This is a genomic window from Collinsella aerofaciens, assembly GCF_015670795.1.
Classification (GTDB): domain Bacteria; phylum Actinomycetota; class Coriobacteriia; order Coriobacteriales; family Coriobacteriaceae; genus Collinsella; species Collinsella aerofaciens_Q.
Genome location: NZ_JADPCJ010000009.1, coordinates 1 through 18,778, shown reverse-complemented (window position 1 = coordinate 18,778; position 18,778 = coordinate 1). Strand labels below are relative to the sequence as shown.

The window sequence follows — 18,778 nt, the reverse complement described above, 5'->3', positions numbered from 1 at the left end:
CAAAGAGCATGCCTATATGTACCGATCTCCGAAAACCGCCCGTCACTCTGAATCAAATGACATGTCGCCCGAACCGACCTCAAAACGATACGTAGCAGACTTATCGCCGTTATCGAATTCAAGATTCAAAATGGTCTCGCCGTCGTAGCCAAGCGGAAGGAAATCGCTCTCGAAGTCGCCGCTGCCCAAGGTAAGGCTCGCCTTAAAGCCCGTCGAGTTCGGAACCATCATCTCCACATCGCCCGAGCCCACACTCACGTCCATCGACTTCGCGGGGGCCTGGTAGAGCTCGAATGTCACATCGCCCGAACCGACCTCAGCGCTGAGCGCATCAGTCACGCTGCCCGTAAACTCCACATCTCCCGCACCCAGGAAAAGGTCGAAACCATCACAGGTGACACCGGCAATCTGCAGATCACCCGAGCCCACGTGCGCGTTGACTCCCTTCAGATGTTCGGCAACACGGCGCGGCAGCTCAACCGTAACCGAGCGATCGATTGCCTTACCGTCATCACTTCCAAACTGGAAAACCTTGAGCGTCGAGTCCTCGACGGATGCGATGTTTTGCGTCGCGACCTTGGAGGCATCCATACCCTTGGCAACGCGCCCCCGCTCGATAACACGAGCCTTGTTGCCATCAACAACCTTGACGTCCACCGAAGCCGCATTGATATCGAAATCGAGGTAGCGGAACTCATCGGCATCAAAAGTCATGCTCGAAAGTTGCTGAGGCCGAGCGGAATAGCTGCCGTCGTCCAAGAGATCGTCATCGTCAAACATATCGTCAAAATCAGACAAATGGCCAGATAGAATACCGGTCGTACGTACCATATCGGAATGAGCCAATAGCCGCGAAGTGCCAAAGACAAGTCCGATGATAAGCGCAAACGCTCCTATGCCAATGCCCAAGCGTACCTTGGATTCATGCGAAAGCTTCATCATTCACCACCCTCTTTGGCAATCGGCTCAGCGGTAGTCGCGGTAGCCACGTCAGTATCAACCGGAGCGGAAACATTCTGAGCCCTAGCGACCGCCGGTGCCGGGCCAACCTGAATATCCCCACGCGCCCAATCACCATCGAGCGCACGTGCCACCCAGTGATAGATGGGAATCGTAAAGAAGATCAGTGCGGCAAAGGGGCCGGCACCAAACAGGAACATCAGCAAAAAGAACAGTAGCCAGCACACGGCCCAATACGGGAACGACTGGAACGGGCCCTTCACCGGAGTCGAGCCAACCGCGGTGCCACTCGTCGCCTGCGCCGTAGCGGCATTAGCGGCCTGTGCACTCCAGCTTGCCGCTTGCGCCGCCTTGGCGGCGGCGTCACTCGCCTGTGTTGCCGCCTCGGTAGCTCGTGCCGCCGCCTCATGGGTGCGTGCGCGCTCTGCTGCCTCGGCCTCGCGCTGACGAGCGCGGTCCTCGTTCTCAAACTCGATATCGTCCTCGATCTCGTCGCTCGGATTGAGCAGCTCGTCCAGGCTCACACCATAGAGTTTGGCGAGCGAGATCAGGTTCTCGGTATCGGGCGAGCTCTCCGCGCGCTCCCATTTACTGACCGCCTGGCGCGACAGTCCCAGCTTTCGTGCCAGCCCTTCTTGACTAAAGCCTTTGCTGCGGCGAAGGTCGGCGAGCCGCTGCGCAGTTTCTACATTCATGGTTCCTCCTATGTGATGCCAGCCGTACCGCCGGACCGCTTTTGTTCTTAAGGCGCCTTGCACAGTTAAAAATCTATCCGCCACCGCCAAAAGCATGCCACCTATTCTAGTGAGATTTTTGACAACCGGCGGTTGCGGGCGCATATGAGCTGCGGAAATGTGTCCAAACAAAGCAATGACCCGTAGCTTGGTTGTCCCCGTTGCGGCGTTAACGGTAGTATGGTCGTACTGTTTATTCCGCACCGCCAACGGAGGGAGTTCCGCGCCGTGAACCGCGATTTCGCCTCATCGCTCATCCAGCTCAACAACACGTTCTATCGCGAGCACTCCGCTTCCTTTTCCGATACGCGCCAGGCCCCGTGGCCCGGCTGGGTACGCACCATGGATATCGCGCTCGAACAGCTCGACGTCGCCACGATCGAGCATCCCGTCCGCGTCTTCGATCTTGCCTGTGGCAATATGCGATTCGAGAACTTTGCCGCCGGCGGCGCACTTGCCGCCAAGGGCGTCGATGGCGCAAACCCCTCGGCAGATGCCAGCTGCCCGTTTGAGTTCTATGGTGTCGACTCGTGCCAAGACCTGGCCATCGATGCACATGGCCACGCGCTGCGCATTCCCAACCTGCACTTCCAGGAACTCGACGTGCTCGACGCCCTTATGAAGCTCAACCCCGCCGAGACGCCCGACGTGCTTTTCGACGCCCCGCTCGCCGACATCTCGGTCTGCTTTGGCTTTATGCACCATGTGCCGTCGTGCGAGTACCGTGTACGCGTGCTCGACGCCCTGGTGCGCCAGACGCGCCCGGGCGGCATCATCGCCATCAGCTTTTGGGAGTTTATGAACGACGAGCGCATGGCGCGCAAGGCTGTTCGCGCCGAAGCCCGCGCCGAGCTCACCCCGCCGTTTGAGGGTTACGATTCCGCACAGTTTGAAGCCGGCGACCACCTCATCGGCTGGCAAAACGACCGCCACGCCTACCGCTATTGCCATCACTTTGACGATCAGCAGATCACCGACCTGGTGCGCGGCGTCCGTACGTTCTACAAAAGCGGCGAGGTCCCCGTGCGCGAGCTTGAGCGTTTCCATGCCGACGGTCGCAGCGGCGAGCTCAACCGTTATGTGATCCTCAAGCGCCTGTAGGCATCGACGACTCGCCGCCGAGCCGTGCCGCTTCTTTCGGGCAAACTATGCCCACCCTTTTCAACCCATTGACGGAACGCGCAGCTATGCGTTCCATATTTATGACCAAGGAGCCTCATGGGAGCCGTCCACGTTCGCACGCCTAAGAACTTTGTGCTCGAGGAGCGCTTGGAGCGCTACGCCGATGCGATTGAGACGAACCCCGAGGCCTATGCCGGAGATTGGCGTGAAGTCTGTGCGCCAGTTGGCAGCAAGCCATTCGAACACCTTCACCTGGATCTTGGCTGCGGCAAGGGAACGTATCTTGTAGAGCGCGCGGCCCACGAGCCAAACACGCTCTTTATCGGCATGGACCAAGAGCCCATCTGCATCGCCTATGCCGCACAGAAAATCTGCGAGCATGAACTGACCAACGCACTCGTTCTGCCTCGAGGCGCCGCATCGCTGCCGCAGCTATTTGCCACAGGCGAGCTCGATGCCATCACCATCAACTTTCCCACGCCGCAGCCCAAGGCCAAGTACGCCAAAAAGCGCCTCGTCCATGTCGACCATCTGATGCTCTATCGCCCGCTCTTTGCAGCCGGCGCCACCGTAACGCTGCGAACCGACAGCAAACCGTTGCGCGATTACGCCCTGGGACAGTTTGCCGCAGCCGGCTACGATACGCTTTGGGTAAGTGACGACGTCCGCCGCGACCATCCCGAGCATCCCGAGACCGAATATGAATGCCGCACGCGCGAGATGGGCGCCGCCGTCTATGGCATTTGCGCTACGCCCGGCGCGGAACCCATCGAAGAGCAGCTCGCGGCGGGCCGCGCGCAGGAGCAAAGCCTTGCCTGCTACCTGCCCGAAAACCTCGATGAGCTCACCTACGTGCCTCTCGGCATGGAAGAGGCCGTCGAGAACTTCAGAAACCGTGCCCGCAAGGGCAAGAAGCGCCTGCCGCAAGAGTCCTAGGGGCTTCTGATGGTCGCGGCGTCAGCAAATAAGCGCGAATAGGCGCCAGCAAACAACCCTCAAACCTAAGTGAGTAGACTTTTTTGCAATAGCCAAGCACAACCCGCATAACGAAAACTAAAACCGCAGATAGAACCCTTGTGCAAAATCCATGTGCTCGCGACATCGCAAAAAGTCTACTCACTTAGCTGGCAACTGCACCAAACGGCCGGGCAGAACGCCCATTTCCTGCATTTTCTTGCCTGCAAACGCATCGATGCGCCGCTACGCCATAATAGTTGGCGGACAATCGCGAGAGAAAGCAACCACATGGCACAGACCACGACAGATACCGCCGCCAGCACCGTCTCCGGCGCCGGCGCCGCCAGCTCATTCTCGGGCGGCACGGGAACCGAAGCCGAGTTTGGCTCGCTCGGCGCGCTCTCCCCCACCTGGTGGGAGCCCGAGGGCGGCAGCGAGCCCGAACCGTGGCTCACGCCCGATCAAGCCTTCGAACGCTTCTTTGAATGGACGAGCGATCGCGGCATTGAACTGTGGGATCACCAAGAAGAGGCCCTCATGGACCTGGCTGCCGGCGATCACGTCATTTTAGGCACACCGACCGGATCGGGTAAATCGCTCGTCGCGCTGGGCATGCTCTTTATGGGCATGGCGCAGGGCAAGCGCTGCTACTACACGGCTCCCATCAAGGCTCTGGTCAGCGAGAAGTTTTTCGACCTTGTGCAGGTGCTCGGCCGCGATAACGTAGGCATGATTACCGGCGACACGCATATCAACACCAAGGCACCCGTCATCTGCTGCACGGCAGAGATCCTTGCCAACGACGCACTGCGCGAGAGCGAAGATGCCGACGTGGGCTGCGTGGCCATGGACGAGTTCCACTACTTTGCCGACCCCGACCGCGGTTGGGCTTGGCAGGTGCCGCTGCTCACCCTGCCCCACACGCAATTCATGCTCATGAGCGCCACGCTCGGCGATGTCACTGCCATCGCCGCCTCACTCGAGGAACACACCGGTGCTACCTGCGACTTGGTCGTCGATGCCCCGCGCCCCGTGCCGCTGAGCTACGACTACGTGACGACCTCCCTCGAGGGCACGGTCGAGCTCGCCATGCGCCGCGGCGAGGCCCCGCTCTATATCGTGCACTTTAGCCAGGATGCCGCCCTTGCAACGGCACAGTCGCTCGCCAATTTTGGCATCGCCAGCAAGGAGCAGCGCGAGGCCATCAAAGAAGCGGCAAAGGGGACGAGCTTCTCCACGGCCTTTGGTAAGATTCTCAAACGCCTGCTTGGATGCGGCGTCGGCGTGCACCATGCCGGCATGTTGCCGCGCTATCGCCTGCTGGTGGAGCGCCTGGCGCAGCAGGGCCTGCTGCCCGTCATCTGCGGCACCGATACGCTCGGCGTCGGCATCAACGTACCCATCCACACCGTGGTACTCACCGCGCTCACCAAGTTCGACGGCTACAAGATGCGTCGCCTGCGCGCCCGCGAGTTCCATCAGATTGCCGGTCGCGCCGGCCGCTCGGGCTTCGATACCGAGGGCATGGTCATCGCCGAGGCCCCGGAGCACGAGATCGAGAACGCCAAACTCATGGCCAAGGCGGGCGACGACCCCAAGAAGCTCCGCAAGATTAAAAAGAAGAAGGCCCCCGAGGGCTTTGTCACCTGGAACAAGCAGACCTTTGAGCGCCTGATCGAGACGCAGCCCGAGACGCTCAAGCCGCGCCTTCGCATCACGCACTCCATGGTGATTAGCGTGGTCGAGCAGGGCGGCGATGCCCGAGTCCGCGTACACGACCTCATCGAGACGAGCTTGCAGACCCCCGAGGAAAAGGCCAAGCTCGAGGTTCGCGCCGACGAAATCTTCGCCACGCTCATCGATTCCGGCGTCGTCGTTCGCACCGAGGTGCCGCCCGCGCCCGACGCCCCGACTGACGCCGCGCCAGACATCGACTATGCACTGACGGTCGATCTGCCCGAGGACTTTGCGCTCGACCAGCCGCTCTCGCCGTTTTTGCTTGCCGCGCTGGAGCTGCTCGACCCCGAGAGTGAGACCTATACCATGGATCTGATCTCAATGGTCGAGGCTACGCTCGAGGATCCCAAGCAGGTGCTGCGCGCGCAGGAGCGCGCCGCGCGCGACCGCGCTATGGCCGAGATGAAAGCCGACGGCGTCGAATATGAGGAACGCTTGGAGCGCATCCAGGATGTCACCTACGAAAAGCCGCTCGAGGATTTGCTCGATGCCGCCTTCGACAAGTACTGCCAGGAAGTACCTTGGGCCAACGACTACCAGCTCTCGCCCAAGAGCGTCCTGCGCGACATGTTGGAGAGCGCGAGCGACTTTAAGGGCTATATCCAAAAGCTCGGCATCGCCCGCTCCGAGGGCATTCTGCTGCGCTACCTAGCCGAGGCCTACCGCTCCCTCGATCGCACCGTGCCCATTGAGAAGCGCGATGAGCGCTTGCGCGACATCATTTCGTGGCTCGGCTTTGTGGTGCGCTCGGTCGACTCGAGCCTGGTGGACGAGTGGGAGAACGCCGGCAACCCGGCGGCCCTCGACGCCGCGCCGCCGCAGGGCATCGACGAGGTCGTTGCGGACCGTCGCGGCTGCACGCTGCTGGTGCGCAACGCACTCTTCCGCCGCGTGACCCTTGCCGCCCGCGAGCACGTTCGCGACCTGGGCGAACTCGACGAGGACTGGGGCATGAGCGAGGTCCGCTGGCAAAAGGCGCTCGATGCCTACCATGAGCAGCACGAGGAAATCCTCACCGACGGAGATGCCCGCAGCGCCGCGATGTTTACCATCGACGGGAGCGACGAGAAGACCGATCACGTGTGGCACGTGCACCAGATTTTTGCCGACGAGGATGGCGACCACGACTTTGGCATCATGGGCGATGTCGACCTGGATGCCACGCAAGACGGCGGCGAGGTCATCTTCAAAAACTACCGCGTCGGCTTTATCGAGGACCTGCTCGAGGACTAGCCGTACATACTGGAACGAAGCGGGGCCGTTGGCAATATCGCCAGCGGCCCCGCTTTTGCACTATACGCTATCCCCTACTCGGCATCCTCGACCTCATACGAATCCGCCTCGGCGGGCTCATCGTTTGCCCCTGTCGCAGCCCCGCGCGCCTCGTCAAACGCCGCCTTCATGGTCTTGTTGCCCCAGGTGAGCTTGCGAATGGTAAGATCGTCGGCCTTCTTGTTGGCTAGACGTAAATTGTTCTCGGAGGACAGCAATGCCTCCTTGGTTTTCTGCAGATGGCTAATCGTCTTGTCAATCTCCTCGATCGCCGTCTGGAACTTACGGCTCGCAAGCTCATAGTTGCGGCCGAAATCGTTCTTGAACTTCTCCATCTTGGCCTCGAAGTTCGTGACGTCGATGTTCTGTTGCTTGTACTCCGCCAGCTCCTGCTTATAGCGCAGCGAACCCATGGCGGCGTTGCGCAGCAGCGTGATCATGGGAATGAAGAACTGCGGGCGGATCACGTACATCTTCTCATAGCGGTAACTCACGTCGACTATCCCTGCGTTATAGAGCTCGCTTTCGGGCTCGAGCAGTGTGCAGAGCACCGCGTACTCACAGCCTTTCTGGCGACGATCGTGATCGAGTTTCTTAAAGAAGTCCTCGTTTTTGTGCTTGGTCGCGGTCTCGTCGTTCTCGTTTTTCATCTCGAACATAATCGAAATGACCTCGTTACCGCTTGCGTCGCACTCGCGGAAGATAAAGTCGCCCTTGGTGCCCTCGGACGCATCGTTATCCTTCTCGAAGTACGCGTTAGGAAACGCCGTCATGCGCAGACGGTTAAACTCGGTCTCGCAGTGCTGCTCGAGCGACTCGCCCACCATCTTGGTGGACAGGCGGACCTTCATGTCCTTAAGGCGCTCAATCTCTTCGTCCTTGTAGCGAATCAGGTCATCGCTCGCGCGCTTGGCCTGCGCAAGCTCGAGCTCGTGTGCCGCCTTGACCTGTTCCTCGCGAGAATCGCGCACCGCCAGCTCGCTCGTCAGTTTGGCACGCGCCTCATCGCGCTCTCGCTCCGCCGCGGCGACCGCCTCTGACAGGTTCATTTTTGCCATCAGTTCCTGCTCGCGCAGCTGGGCACGCAGGCCCTCGGCCTCTTGCTCGGACTGAGCCTTTGCGGCGGAAAACTTCTCTTGCACCTTCGCGCGATAGTCAGCAAACGCGCGCTCGGCCTCGCTGCGAGCGGCATCGAGCTCACGCTGCGACTCTGCCGCGGCAGCGGCAAGCGCCATCTCCTGGGCCTTGTCCGCCGCGGCAAGCCTGGCCTGCAGCTCGGCAATCTGAGCGTCGCGTGCAGCTAAATCGTTTTGAGCAGCGTTGCGCGCCGCCGACTCGGCAAGCTTTGCTTCGTCATCTTTGCGCCCAAGCTGCGCACGCAGGCTATCAATCTCACGCTGGAGTTCGGCATTCTCTTTTTGAGCATTGGCTCGTGCCTCAACCGCCGCGCGCTGGCTTGCACTCTCGCGCTCTGCGGCAGCGCCCTCGAGCTTAGCGCGCAGCTCGGCAAGCTCAGCATCGCGCTTGGCAACCTCTTGCGCCAGTTTCTGATCCGCAGTGTTCTTCTGCTCGACAAGCTGAGCGTCGCGTTGAGACTCCGCCTCCTGCAGGGCAGACGCCGAACGCGAACGCTCAAGCTCCAGCGCCTGCTCGCCCTCGCGTCGAGCCGCCGCTATGCGCTCATCAAGATCGCGCGAGAACTCGGCATCGCGCACTTGCTTGACGATATCCGCATAGCCGGACGCATCGACCTTAAAAACTTCGCCGCAATGCGGGCACTTGATCTCGTTCATAGCAGCTCCTCGATGGACGCAAATTTCAACCGCCTACACTCTACCGCGCCACGCGGACAAAAAAGGCGCCGCCGCCATAATGGCAACGGCGCCAGAACCACCACAAAGGTGCCTGTCCCCTTTGTGGTGGTTCGAGAATTACAGTCCAAAGAAGCCCAGGATTTGATCGCGGCTTACGGGTCTGTAGTCGTTGGCATCAAGGCCAACGTCATAGCGCAGGATCGGGCGCTCGCGATCGCGGTTGCGTGCGTTGGTGCGGTCACCCCTGCTGTGGATATGCCCATGCAGCATAATGGCGCCACGTGCCTTGCCGTTCCAGCTGAGCATGGGGTAGTGGCTCATAACCAGACGATGGCCCTTGGCATAGCCGGGAGCAATCTCCAGGTAATCGCGCACGTCTTCCCAAATTTGCGGGGCGTCGGAATCTTCCCAGTCGCCGTCATGGTTACCGCGGATGAGCGTCGCATTCTTGCATTCGATACGCTCGCGCAGGCGCACCGCCTCCGCCATGGGCAAGCGATACGTAAAGTCTCCCAGGATATAGAGGCGGTCGTCCGCAGCCACGCACTCATTGATGGCATCGATGACCTTGTGGTTCATCTCCTCGACCGAATCAAACGGTCGATCCATGTCGTGCAAGATATTCGTATCGCCCAGGTGCAGGTCGGCGGTAAACCACATCATCGTCTATGCCCTCATTTCGCAATGCATCCAACTCGTGCTAAGTATACAGACACAGCGATGCGGCGGTTAGCCAAAGAGCCCGCCGAACAGTCCGCGGCGGCGCTTGTCTTGCTTTTTCGAAGCGTCACCCTGGGCGTTCTTGCCCTGCCGCTTCTTACGATCCCGCTCCAACTCATCGTCATCGAGTAGCGTATCCCACTCAAACGGATCGTCTGTCAGATCGAACAGGTCATCGTCATCAAACATGGCAGTCTCCCATACCGATTAGCGAGCATCCACCACATAGAGCCCAACGCGCACCTGATGCCACGGGCTGCGCTCGGGGGCAACCTGTTGCACGCGGGCCTCAAATACGTCCTCGTGGCCGTAATACATCATCAAGGACAGTGGGCCAACCTCGTTTCCCGGAACGTAGCCAAGTTTGGTCTTGCCATAGTAGATCGCAACTGCCTCGGGGTCATGGGGATTATCGCGCTCGGCACACAGCGTCAGTTTATCGCCCGCTTTAAGATCGCCCAAGACCAAGGCGCCATCGGTATACTGAAATCCTGCAATGTGAAATGACAGAAGAACACGCGAAGGCTCGTACATAGCAGCTCCTCTAACGGCCGGATAAACCGGTGTGTAACCTTATTGAGAAGTCTACGGTCCCGTGCGGACACAAATACATCCTGTCTGCGTCCTTCAATCGTTTGCCTCAACGCTTGCGCGACAGAACGCTTGCAGATAAGATAGGAACACGGATGGCACCCGTTGCCGCGGGTCTTGCCAACTCCGATACACGTTTTCATCGTGAGAAGTGGCCGTCTTCGCTTACGCGGGGGCGGCCATTTCATTCGGCCGATAAACAGACCGAGTTCGATAGCCGCAATCAACAACGCCAATAACGAAATAACATCGCTTACGTTCATACCAAATCCCTTCTAAAGGGAGTTGGCCCATCCGTGCTCCATAACAGTAGTCTAACGCAAAATGCAGGTAATAGGAACACTTGTTCGTATTACCTGCGCCCTTTTCTAATGCACAAACATGCGCACGAACTTGTGCTTCCAGCTTGCGTAAGGAGCATAGCGGAATGGCACGTCCAGCCACGTTGCCTTGTTCACGATGCTCTTCTTGTGGCTAAACGTATCGAAGCTCTCGCGTCCATGGTACTGCCCCATACCGCTCGCACCCATGCCACCAAAGCCCATATGGCTCGTAGCCAAGTGCATAATCGTGTCGTTGACGCAGCCGCCGCCAAAGGGCACGTAACGCACAAAGCGCTGCTGAACTGCGCGATCCTGGCTAAAGATATACAGAGCCAGCGGCGTCGGACGATCCGTAATAAACGTCTCGGCCTCGTCTAGGCTCTCAAACGTCAGCACCGGCAAGATGGGGCCGAAAATCTCCTCCTGCATCACGGCGTCATCGGGGGTCACGCCGTCCAAAATCGTCGGCTCAATCTTGAGCGATGACTCGCGCGCCGTGCCTCCAAGCACAACCTTATCGGGATCGATCAGCCCACGCACGCGCGCAAAATGCTTGGCGTTGACGATATGCCCATAATCCTCGTTATCGAGCGGATGCTCGCCAAACATACGGCGGGCCTCTTCCCTGATGAGGTCCAGCAGCTCGTCGTGCACGCGCGCATCGACCAGCAGGTAGTCGGGCGCCACGCAGGTCTGCCCCACGTTGAGCCATTTACCAAAGGCGATACGCCGCGCCGCAACCTTCAAGTTTGCCGTCGCATCCACGATGCAGGGGCTCTTTCCGCCCAGCTCAAGCGTCACGGGCGTAAGGTTTTTACTTGCGCGCTCCATGACGAGTTTGCCGACCGGAACGCTACCGGTAAAGAAGATCTTGTCCCAGCACTCATCGAGCAGCGCTTCGTTTTCGGCGCGCCCGCCCTCGACAACCGTCACCAGGCACGGATCAAATGCCTCTTCACAGATTTGCTTGAGCACCGCGCTCGATGCCGGAGCATAGGCACTCGGCTTGATGACCACGGTATTGCCCGCGGCAAGGGCGCCGGCGAGCGGCTCGAGTGTTAGCAAAAACGGGTAGTTCCACGGAGCCATGATGAGTGTGACGCCATAGGGCACGGCTTGCGTTTTGCACACGCTCACGGCGTTAGCGAGATCGCACGGACGCAGGCGCGGACGACTCCATCGAGCCACGTGAGCGATCTGATGTCGAATCTCGGAAAGCGACGTACCAATCTCGCACATATAGGCCTCGTCATGCGACTTCCCCAAATCGGTCTTGAGCGCATGGGCGATATCGGCCTCGTGGGCCCGCACCGCATCGCGTAAACTCACGAGCGCGCGACGTCGAGCATCGACATCAAACGTGGCGTGCGTCTTAAAGTAGGCGCGCTGATCGCCGACGATGCGCGCAATTTCCTCGGTGTTCATGGACCCTCCTAATTCTCGTCCTCAAACATACCACCTGCAACGACTTCGTACATATGCTCGAGCTCCAAGCGGTCCATTAGAAGCGGAACGGGGTATAGCGGATTGGCCTCGGCATCGGCATGCGCCGCCATCTCGGGAATGTCAGAGTGGCGAATGCCCAAAACATATTTGGGGATTCCCAGGGCCTCGTTCATGCGGTCGACCCAATCGATAAAGGCCTCGGCCGCAAGACTATCCTGCGCGGTAGCCGGCGCAATGCCCGCCATGTGAGCAAGATCGGCAAGCTTGGGGGCGGCGGCGTCACCATAAGCGCGAAGCATGTGCGGCAGGATGATCGCGTTGGCCAAACCGTGCGGAATTCCGTATCGGCCGCCCAAACTGTGCGCGATGGCATGCACATATCCGACATAGGAGCGGGTAAACGCAACGCCCGCCTTATACGCCGCCAAAAGCATATTGCGACGAGCGCACATGTCGTCACCATGCTCATAGGCCTCGAGCAAATTGTCGTGGATAAGCTGCACCGCCTGTCGCGCCATCTTGCGCGTATAGGGCGTGGTGCTTCGCCCGATAAAGGCCTCAACGGCATGCGTCAGGGCGTCCATGCCCGTCTGCCCCGTAATGGAAGCGGGCAAGCCGCACGCAAACTCGGGGTCGTGGACTGCAAAACGCGGGATGAGCACAAAGTCGTTAATGGGGTATTTGTAGTGCGTCCCGTCATCGGTAATTACCGCCGCAAGCGTGGCTTCGCTTCCCGTACCGGCGGTAGTGGGAACGGCGATGAGCAGCGGCAGGCGACGATGAATCCGCAGCAGGCCGCGCATCTTGTTGATTGGCTTGTTTGGCTGCGCAATGCGTGCGCCCACGCCCTTGGCACAGTCCATGGCCGAGCCACCGCCAAAGCCGATAATGGCCTGGCAGGCGCTCTCTCGATACAGGGACGCCGCTTCTTCCACGTTTGAAACCGTGGGGTTTGCACGCGTTTCGGCATAGACCGTAACGCCAATCCCCCTGGATGCGAGCGCCGTCTCGAGCGGTGCCGTGAGCCCCAGACGGGCAATGCCGGGATCCGTCACGATAAGGACCTTCTGGATCGAGCGCTTTTGAAGCACCGCGGGCACATCCTCGGCATGCTCTAAAATGCGCGGCTCGGTATAGGGCAGGATCGGCAATGCAATGCGAAAAACCGTCTGATATGTTCGGCACCAGGCACGACGGGCTAGATGCATAAAGGAAACTCCTTCATTTGTTGATAGGTCAACATTTGCTCGCCCGATTGTACTCAGCGGCGGTCAAAGACGGCCTGCCAATCGTTAATCAATCAACATCTTCATATCTCGAAATTGTTTTATTAAAAATCATTCCTAATAGGCTTCACATTTGGTTGCATTTATGGATAATAGAACTCGTCAAGACGCACGTCCGGAGAGGGCCCTTACGGGACCGGACGAGCGCACAATCGCCATCGATCGAAAGGATCGAATCATGAAGTTTGTTTGCCCCGTTTGCGGTTATGTGGAAGAGTTCGACGGCGACCAACTGCCCGAGGACTTCAAGTGCCCCCAGTGCGGCGTTCCCGGTTCTCGTTTCCTGAAGCAGGAGGAGGGTCAGCTCGAGTGGGCTGCCGAGCACGTCGTGGGCGTCGCCAAGATGGAGGGCGTCTCCGAGGACATCGTTGCCGACCTGCGCGCCAACTTTGAGGGCGAGTGCTCCGAGGTCGGTATGTACCTGGCCATGGCTCGCGTCGCTCATCGCGAGGGCTATCCCGAGATCGGCCTGTACTGGGAGAAGGCTGCCCACGAGGAGGCCGAGCATGCCGCCAAGTTCGCCGAGCTCCTGGGCGAGGTCGTGACCGACTCCACCAAGAAGAACCTCGAGATGCGCGTTGAGGCCGAGAACGGCGCCACCGCCGGCAAGACCGATCTTGCCAAGCGTGCCAAGGCCGCCGGCCTCGATGCCATCCACGACACCGTGCACGAGATGGCTCGCGACGAAGCTCGCCACGGCAAGGCTTTCGCCGGCCTGCTCAAGCGCTACTTCGGCTAAGCCAAACGCCTGAGAGATAATCTTTAGGTCGATAAGGCCCGGACCGCATGGTTCGGGCTTTTTTTGTGTCTCGAGAACTCGCAAACGCCCTGAAATAGGACCGCCTTCGACATCGGTTTCTCGTCAAAAACCAAGTGAGTAGACTTTTTGGAACTTGCCGAGCACGCCGTCCAAAATGCTTTATAAAGCCGCAGGTAAATGACTTGTTGCAAAACGGCCTGGTCGCCATCAAGCCAAAAGTCTACTCACTTAGTTCCCCAACCGTCCACGATCGAGTTGTTTTGTGTCTAACGGGCGTCTTTCCGTCAATTACTCCCAATTTTGTCCAGTCAACGAATAGTTCAGACCGGAGTAATGCCTCAGCCCTTTGCTCATCCGAGCTTTTATCACGATATTCAGCATCGAGCATCCTGCATACGGCCTTAACGATCGCGCGGAATCTATCCTCATCGGATATCTGTCTGTGTGTCAGGAGAAGTACATCATAGCCCATGGCCTGAAGGGCCGTCATGCGGTCAGCGTCACGCAAGCCATCCCCTGCGCGTCCGTGCGAGGCCTTTCCCTGACATTCAATGGCCACCTGTCGCCTGCCGTCCGGCGAAGACAGAAGTAGATCGATATACACACGGGACTTTCCCACAATCGCTCGAGCACTTGTGCTTAACGTCACTTCGACATTGAGCTCTATGCCGCAAAAACCTTCGCCTCCCAGGGCTCGCGGCAGTCCAAGCAACAAATACGCCTCGACCTCAAAAGGCGACGCGGCACCCAATGGAACGAGTTGCGATACCGCCATAAATCTATTGCCGTAACGCATCCCGCAAACATCTGAACAAAAACGGTCAAGGTCTCCGCCCAAAACCAAAGCGTCTCGACGCCATAAATTTGAGGCGGTGCCGTCCTCGGACGGGCAGCGCACCCAACCGACCGTTGTCGAAATCGCGCCCGAATCAATTGCACGCGAAAGCTCCGCCTCAAGTGCCGCCGGCAGGGCACACACCGCAAACAAGCCACACATCTCCGCCAATACCAAAAGAAGCTGAAGATCCGTCAGATGCCGCGACATGATGAATGTCGTCAGTAGAGGAGACGTAACCAAAAACCCATGCTCCGTTTCCAGCACGGATTCCCTGGGGAGCTCACCAAGAAACAGCCGCTGCCTAATGCTGGCAGGACAAGTCCGTTTGTTTCTCGTCCGAACCAATGTATACAACGGAAAACCGAGCGCGACCGCAGCCGTCGGGTTGCGGGCGAGATCATATCGCTGCCGGTCTTCTTCCGGTCGTGGAAGCGGCGGACACAAAGCGCGGACTTGAGGAGGCAAACGCCAGTACCTAAAAGCTGATATGTCACAAAGTAGATCCTTCATAGGCACAGGAAAACACGAATTTCAACCCAGTCAGTCACGCATTGGCGCGAACGCACCAAAAATGGCGCCGAACGGACTGCCAAGTTTTCAACAGCCCTCCCCAACTGGCCAAAAGTTTGCCAAGAGCTGGACGAAACCCTGTTGAAAACCTCATTTTTTCTCATGTAGAAGCTTTGCGCGGCAAGTGAGTAGACTTTTTTGAACATCCCGAGCAGGCCGGTCATCCTGCTTTTCAAAACCGCAGGTAGATAGCTTGTTACAAAACTGCCTGGTCGCCAAAGTGCTAAAAGTCTACTCACTTAGGTTGCAGAGTGCCCCCCATTAGCTGCAATTCCAAGGTTGTTAGTACTTTTGGACTCAGATCGTCATACTGAACAAGAATTTGAGTTGAGTTTTCAGGGACAGATGCGCCATCGGCACACCAATAACAGTCACTGATATCGATAAACGGGATACTCGAGCGCGTGAGGGCCCGTGCAAAAGTGCTTCCGCCCGTTCTACGCTCCGCAACCACGATACAGTAAAGGCCCGCGTCTGCATGCTCGATCGAGACTTCCCCTGCCGGAAATGCCTTCCGTACAAGCGCCACTAGGCCATCACGCGCCTCGCGGGCACGAACGCGCACGCGGTTCACATGACGCTCGTAATCACCCGATTCCAGCAAGCGAGCCAATGCAACTTGATCTATGGAGCTAACCGACGAGGCGTAAAAACCAAGGTCGCGCCTAAACCGCTCCATCAGCTCGTCGGGCAACACCATGTACGCTAGGCGCAACGCCGAAGACAGGCTCTTCGAAAACGTGTTGGTGTATATAACCGACTGGGCGGCATCGATCGACGCGAGCGCGGGAATCGGCTTCCCGGCAAGGCGAAACTCACAATCAAAGTCATCTTCGATGAGATACCGACCTGGTCGCTCGGCGGCCCAGCTCAGAAGCGCATAGCGACGCGCAATGCTCGTCACAAGGCCGGTCGGATACTGATGGGACGGCATCAGGTGAAGGACATCGGTCCCGCTTTTCTGCAGAGTGCTCAAGTCCACGCCCTCATCATCCAACGGGATATGTCGAACTTTGCAGCCCATAGCCTGATAGATACGCGTCAGACGCAAATAGCCCGGATCCTCAACCGCATACACCTTGTCCGCGCCAAGCAACTGAACCAACATGGTATCGAGCAGCTGGGCGCCCGCACCGATAACGATGTTGTTGGGGTCGACATTCATACCCCTTGTCCCGTGCAGATGGTGAGCAATTGCGCGTCGCAGCCGAGCAGTGCCCTGCGCCGGTGCGGGCGAAAAGATTTCGCGCTCGTCTTCGGATGCCAGCGTCGCCCGTAGCGCGCTTTGCCAAAGCCGCGCCGCCTCCAAAGCAGAAGGAGAAAGCGCATCGAATCGCTCGACCTGTCCGTTGACATCATGCACGCTGGGGCCCACAGAGACGGCATCTCGGTCGATGCCCTCCGCAGCCGAAGCCAAAACCGGTGCATCCGGAAGCTCGCAAGCGTAGTAGCCACGACGTGGTATTGAGCAAATATAGCCCTCAGCGAGTAACTGGCTATATGCATTCTCGATGGTAATAACACTGATTCCCAGATGACTGGCAAAGGCGCGCTTAGACGGCAAATGCTCCCCCGCCACAATGCGTCCAGCTACGATATCATCTCGAATTTGCTGGTAAACATACTCATAGAGCGATGCTTCGCCGCGTTTTTCCAAATTGTAGTCAAGCATGAGCCTATCACCTGACCTTATTAAGTCATTCAATCTGGTATTAGTCTGACCTTGTAATTATCTCGAAAACTGAGTATTTTGTCATACCCAGCTCCCCGATAGGATGTTCCGTCAAGCAATGCACATGCCAACCAAGGGAGCAACCATGGCAGAACAGAACAGCAAGGCCGACCGCGTCAAACTCAATCGCGAGCTCGCGCAGATGCTCAAGGGCGGCGTCATCATGGACGTTACCACGCCCGAGCAGGCACGCATCGCCGAGGAGGCAGGCGCCTGCGCCGTCATGGCCCTCGAGCGCATCCCGGCCGACATCCGTGCCGCAGGCGGCGTCTCGCGCATGAGCGACCCCAAGATGATCAAGGGCATCCAGGAGGCCGTCTCCATCCCCGTCATGGCCAAGTGCCGCATCGGTCACATCGTCGAGGCGCAGGTCCTGCAGGCCATCGAGATCGACTACATCGATGAGTCCGAGGTTCTCTCCCCTGCCGATGACGTCTATCACATCGACAAGACCCAGTTTGACGTGCCGTTTGTCTGCGGCGCCCGTGATCTGGGCGAGGCGCTGCGCCGTGTTGCCGAAGGCGCCACGATGATTCGCACCAAGGGTGAGCCGGGTACGGGCGACGTCGTTCAGGCCGTGCGTCACATGCGCAAGATCCAAAAGCAGATCCGTGACGTTGTTGCCCTGCGCAACGACGAGCTCTTTGAGGCAGCCAAGCAACTGCAGGTTCCGGTCGAGCTGGTGCGCGAGGTCCATGCCACGGGTAAGCTTCCCGTCGTGAACTTTGCCGCCGGCGGCGTAGCGACCCCCGCCGACGCCGCGCTGATGATGCAGCTGGGCGCCGAAGGCGTGTTTGTCGGCTCGGGCATCTTTAAGAGCGGCGACCCCGCCAAGCGCGCAGCCGCCATCGTCAAGGCCGTGGCAAACTTCACCGATGCCAAGCTCATTGCCGAGCTTTCAGAGGACCTGGGCGAGGCCATGGTGGGCATCAACGCCGACGAGATCGAGATTATCATGGAAGAGCGCGGGCGCTAGTCCAGCAGAAAGGATCGCACATGAGCGATTATGCAGACCAAACGGTCGCCGTGCTGGCGGTCCAAGGCGCTTTTGCCGAGCACGAGGCAAGACTATCCGGGCTTGGCGCACACTGTATTGAGCTGAGGCAGGCGGCTGATTTGAAGCAGGACTTTGACCGTCTGGTACTTCCCGGCGGCGAGTCCACCGTTCAAGGAAAGCTGCTTGCCGAGCTCGGCATGCTCGAGGAGCTTCGTGCCCGTATCGCTGAAGGCATGCCCGTCCTGGGCACCTGCGCCGGCTTGATTCTGCTGGCGCGCGACCTTGCCGCCCACGACGATAAGGGGACGCCGCGCCTGGCAACCATGGATGTGCTCGTCGAGCGCAATGCCTACGGCAGGCAGCTCGGCAGCTTTCGAACCAAGGGGCAGGTAACCGGCATCGACGGTGAAGTGCCGCTGACGTTTATCCGCGCCCCCCGCATCGTTGAGGTGCACGGCGATGCCGAGGCCCTGGCCGAAGTCGATGGCCGCATCGTCGCCGCCCGCCAAGACAACCAGCTCGGCGTAACCTTCCACCCCGAACTCGACGAAGACACCCGCCTCCACGAACTGTTCCTACAAATGTAGGCATCGAAATCAACAAACAAAATGAGAGTGGATAATCTCCCTCTTTAAGCTTGGATGCAGGCTCAAACCGGGAGATTATCCACTCTCATGCTATGTAGTCGTTGGGTGTTCTTAAACGACTAGTCAAACAAGAACGTCCCCAACGACCACCAAAATAAACCTGTCCCTTTTTGGCAGGCTTTGATCAGGACAACGCCGATGTTTTGGTACCGACAGACACTATGACCCAATCCGAGGGCACTAAAAAGATAGGAGCCCCGCTCGTGACCGCGGGTCGGGGCTGCGACAATGATGTTGAAGTGCCATAGGCGCAGCCGCGCCGCAACGAGGTT

17 protein-coding genes are annotated in these 18,778 nt (G+C 58.8%); 6 read left to right on the top strand and 11 right to left on the bottom strand.

Going from position 1 to position 18,778, the window contains the following annotated elements:
• Nucleotides 1–42: 42 nt before the first annotated feature.
• Together I4W09_RS04210 and I4W09_RS04205 are read right to left on the bottom strand one after the other, a co-directional pair.
• Nucleotides 43–942: a DUF4097 family beta strand repeat-containing protein gene (locus I4W09_RS04210; protein WP_230318674.1), complete on the bottom strand. Its 900-nt coding sequence runs from the start codon at nucleotides 940–942 to the stop codon at nucleotides 43–45.
• Nucleotides 939–1,655 (bottom strand): helix-turn-helix domain-containing protein, encoded by a 717-nt coding sequence (locus tag I4W09_RS04205; RefSeq protein ID WP_196032178.1) that lies wholly within the window; start codon nucleotides 1,653–1,655, stop codon nucleotides 939–941. Before I4W09_RS04205 ends, I4W09_RS04210 begins: the two co-directional genes overlap by 4 nt.
• Nucleotides 1,656–1,922: 267 nt before the next feature.
• On the opposite strand from I4W09_RS04205, the gene I4W09_RS04200 reads away from it, so the two are divergent.
• The 3 genes from I4W09_RS04200 (at nucleotide 1,923) to I4W09_RS04190 (ending at nucleotide 6,743) form a co-directional block, all read left to right on the top strand.
• Nucleotides 1,923–2,795: a class I SAM-dependent methyltransferase gene (locus tag I4W09_RS04200; RefSeq protein WP_022094355.1), complete on the top strand. Its 873-nt coding sequence runs from the start codon at nucleotides 1,923–1,925 to the stop codon at nucleotides 2,793–2,795.
• 117 nt (nucleotides 2,796–2,912) lie between these two features.
• On the top strand, nucleotides 2,913–3,752 hold the full coding sequence (trmB, locus tag I4W09_RS04195; protein WP_055310525.1) for a tRNA (guanine(46)-N(7))-methyltransferase TrmB: 840 nt from the start codon (nucleotides 2,913–2,915) through the stop codon (nucleotides 3,750–3,752).
• Between the two features lie 309 nt (nucleotides 3,753–4,061).
• On the top strand, nucleotides 4,062–6,743 hold the full coding sequence (locus I4W09_RS04190) for a DEAD/DEAH box helicase (RefSeq protein ID WP_196032174.1): 2,682 nt from the start codon (nucleotides 4,062–4,064) through the stop codon (nucleotides 6,741–6,743).
• A gap of 74 nt (nucleotides 6,744–6,817) precedes the next feature.
• On the opposite strand, the gene I4W09_RS04185 is transcribed toward I4W09_RS04190, so the two are convergent.
• From I4W09_RS04185 to I4W09_RS04160, 6 genes are all read right to left on the bottom strand, one after another.
• Nucleotides 6,818–8,575 carry a DUF2130 domain-containing protein gene (locus tag I4W09_RS04185; RefSeq protein ID WP_196032172.1) on the bottom strand — a complete coding sequence of 586 codons (1,758 nt, stop codon included), beginning with the start codon at nucleotides 8,573–8,575 and terminating at the stop codon, nucleotides 6,818–6,820.
• Between the two features lie 138 nt (nucleotides 8,576–8,713).
• Entirely contained in the window at nucleotides 8,714–9,259 is a 546-nt protein-coding gene (locus I4W09_RS04180; protein ID WP_230318673.1) for a metallophosphoesterase, read from the bottom strand.
• Between the two features lie 66 nt (nucleotides 9,260–9,325).
• Nucleotides 9,326–9,505, bottom strand: a complete 180-nt coding sequence (locus I4W09_RS04175; RefSeq protein WP_161115329.1) for a hypothetical protein — start codon at nucleotides 9,503–9,505, stop codon at nucleotides 9,326–9,328.
• Between the two features lie 18 nt (nucleotides 9,506–9,523).
• Nucleotides 9,524–9,850, bottom strand: a complete 327-nt coding sequence (locus I4W09_RS04170) for an HIRAN domain-containing protein (RefSeq protein WP_161115328.1) — start codon at nucleotides 9,848–9,850, stop codon at nucleotides 9,524–9,526.
• A gap of 425 nt (nucleotides 9,851–10,275) precedes the next feature.
• Nucleotides 10,276–11,655 carry an aldehyde dehydrogenase gene (locus tag I4W09_RS04165; protein WP_196032168.1) on the bottom strand — a complete coding sequence of 460 codons (1,380 nt, stop codon included), beginning with the start codon at nucleotides 11,653–11,655 and terminating at the stop codon, nucleotides 10,276–10,278.
• An 8-nt stretch (nucleotides 11,656–11,663) separates the two neighbouring features.
• Complete coding sequence (locus I4W09_RS04160; protein WP_196032166.1) at nucleotides 11,664–12,884, bottom strand: iron-containing alcohol dehydrogenase; 1,221 nt, start codon at nucleotides 12,882–12,884, stop codon at nucleotides 11,664–11,666.
• A 256-nt stretch (nucleotides 12,885–13,140) separates the two neighbouring features.
• On the opposite strand from I4W09_RS04160, the gene I4W09_RS04155 reads away from it, so the two are divergent.
• Complete coding sequence (locus I4W09_RS04155; protein ID WP_022094328.1) at nucleotides 13,141–13,701, top strand: ferritin family protein; 561 nt, start codon at nucleotides 13,141–13,143, stop codon at nucleotides 13,699–13,701.
• A gap of 241 nt (nucleotides 13,702–13,942) precedes the next feature.
• Here I4W09_RS04155 and I4W09_RS04150 read toward each other — a convergent pair whose 3' ends face one another.
• The gene (locus tag I4W09_RS04150; protein WP_196032164.1) at nucleotides 13,943–14,824 is read right to left on the bottom strand and encodes a putative endonuclease domain-containing protein; all 882 of its coding nucleotides are present in this window, start codon (nucleotides 14,822–14,824) and stop codon (nucleotides 13,943–13,945) included.
• 541 nt (nucleotides 14,825–15,365) lie between these two features.
• Nucleotides 15,366–16,802 carry a MocR-like pyridoxine biosynthesis transcription factor PdxR gene (pdxR, locus tag I4W09_RS04145; RefSeq protein ID WP_196032161.1) on the bottom strand — a complete coding sequence of 479 codons (1,437 nt, stop codon included), beginning with the start codon at nucleotides 16,800–16,802 and terminating at the stop codon, nucleotides 15,366–15,368.
• A gap of 145 nt (nucleotides 16,803–16,947) precedes the next feature.
• On the opposite strand from pdxR, the gene pdxS reads away from it, so the two are divergent.
• Together pdxS and pdxT are read left to right on the top strand one after the other, a co-directional pair.
• Nucleotides 16,948–17,838 (top strand): pyridoxal 5'-phosphate synthase lyase subunit PdxS, encoded by an 891-nt coding sequence (gene pdxS / locus I4W09_RS04140; RefSeq protein WP_035137036.1) that lies wholly within the window; start codon nucleotides 16,948–16,950, stop codon nucleotides 17,836–17,838.
• 20 nt (nucleotides 17,839–17,858) lie between these two features.
• A complete protein-coding gene (gene pdxT / locus I4W09_RS04135; protein WP_196032158.1) occupies nucleotides 17,859–18,446 on the top strand; it encodes a pyridoxal 5'-phosphate synthase glutaminase subunit PdxT in 588 nt (195 codons plus the stop codon).
• A gap of 119 nt (nucleotides 18,447–18,565) precedes the next feature.
• Here the strand turns inward: pdxT and I4W09_RS10390 are convergent.
• Nucleotides 18,566–18,778, bottom strand: a 213-nt coding sequence (locus tag I4W09_RS10390; protein ID WP_230318672.1) for a hypothetical protein, incomplete at its 5' end; no start/stop codon positions are given.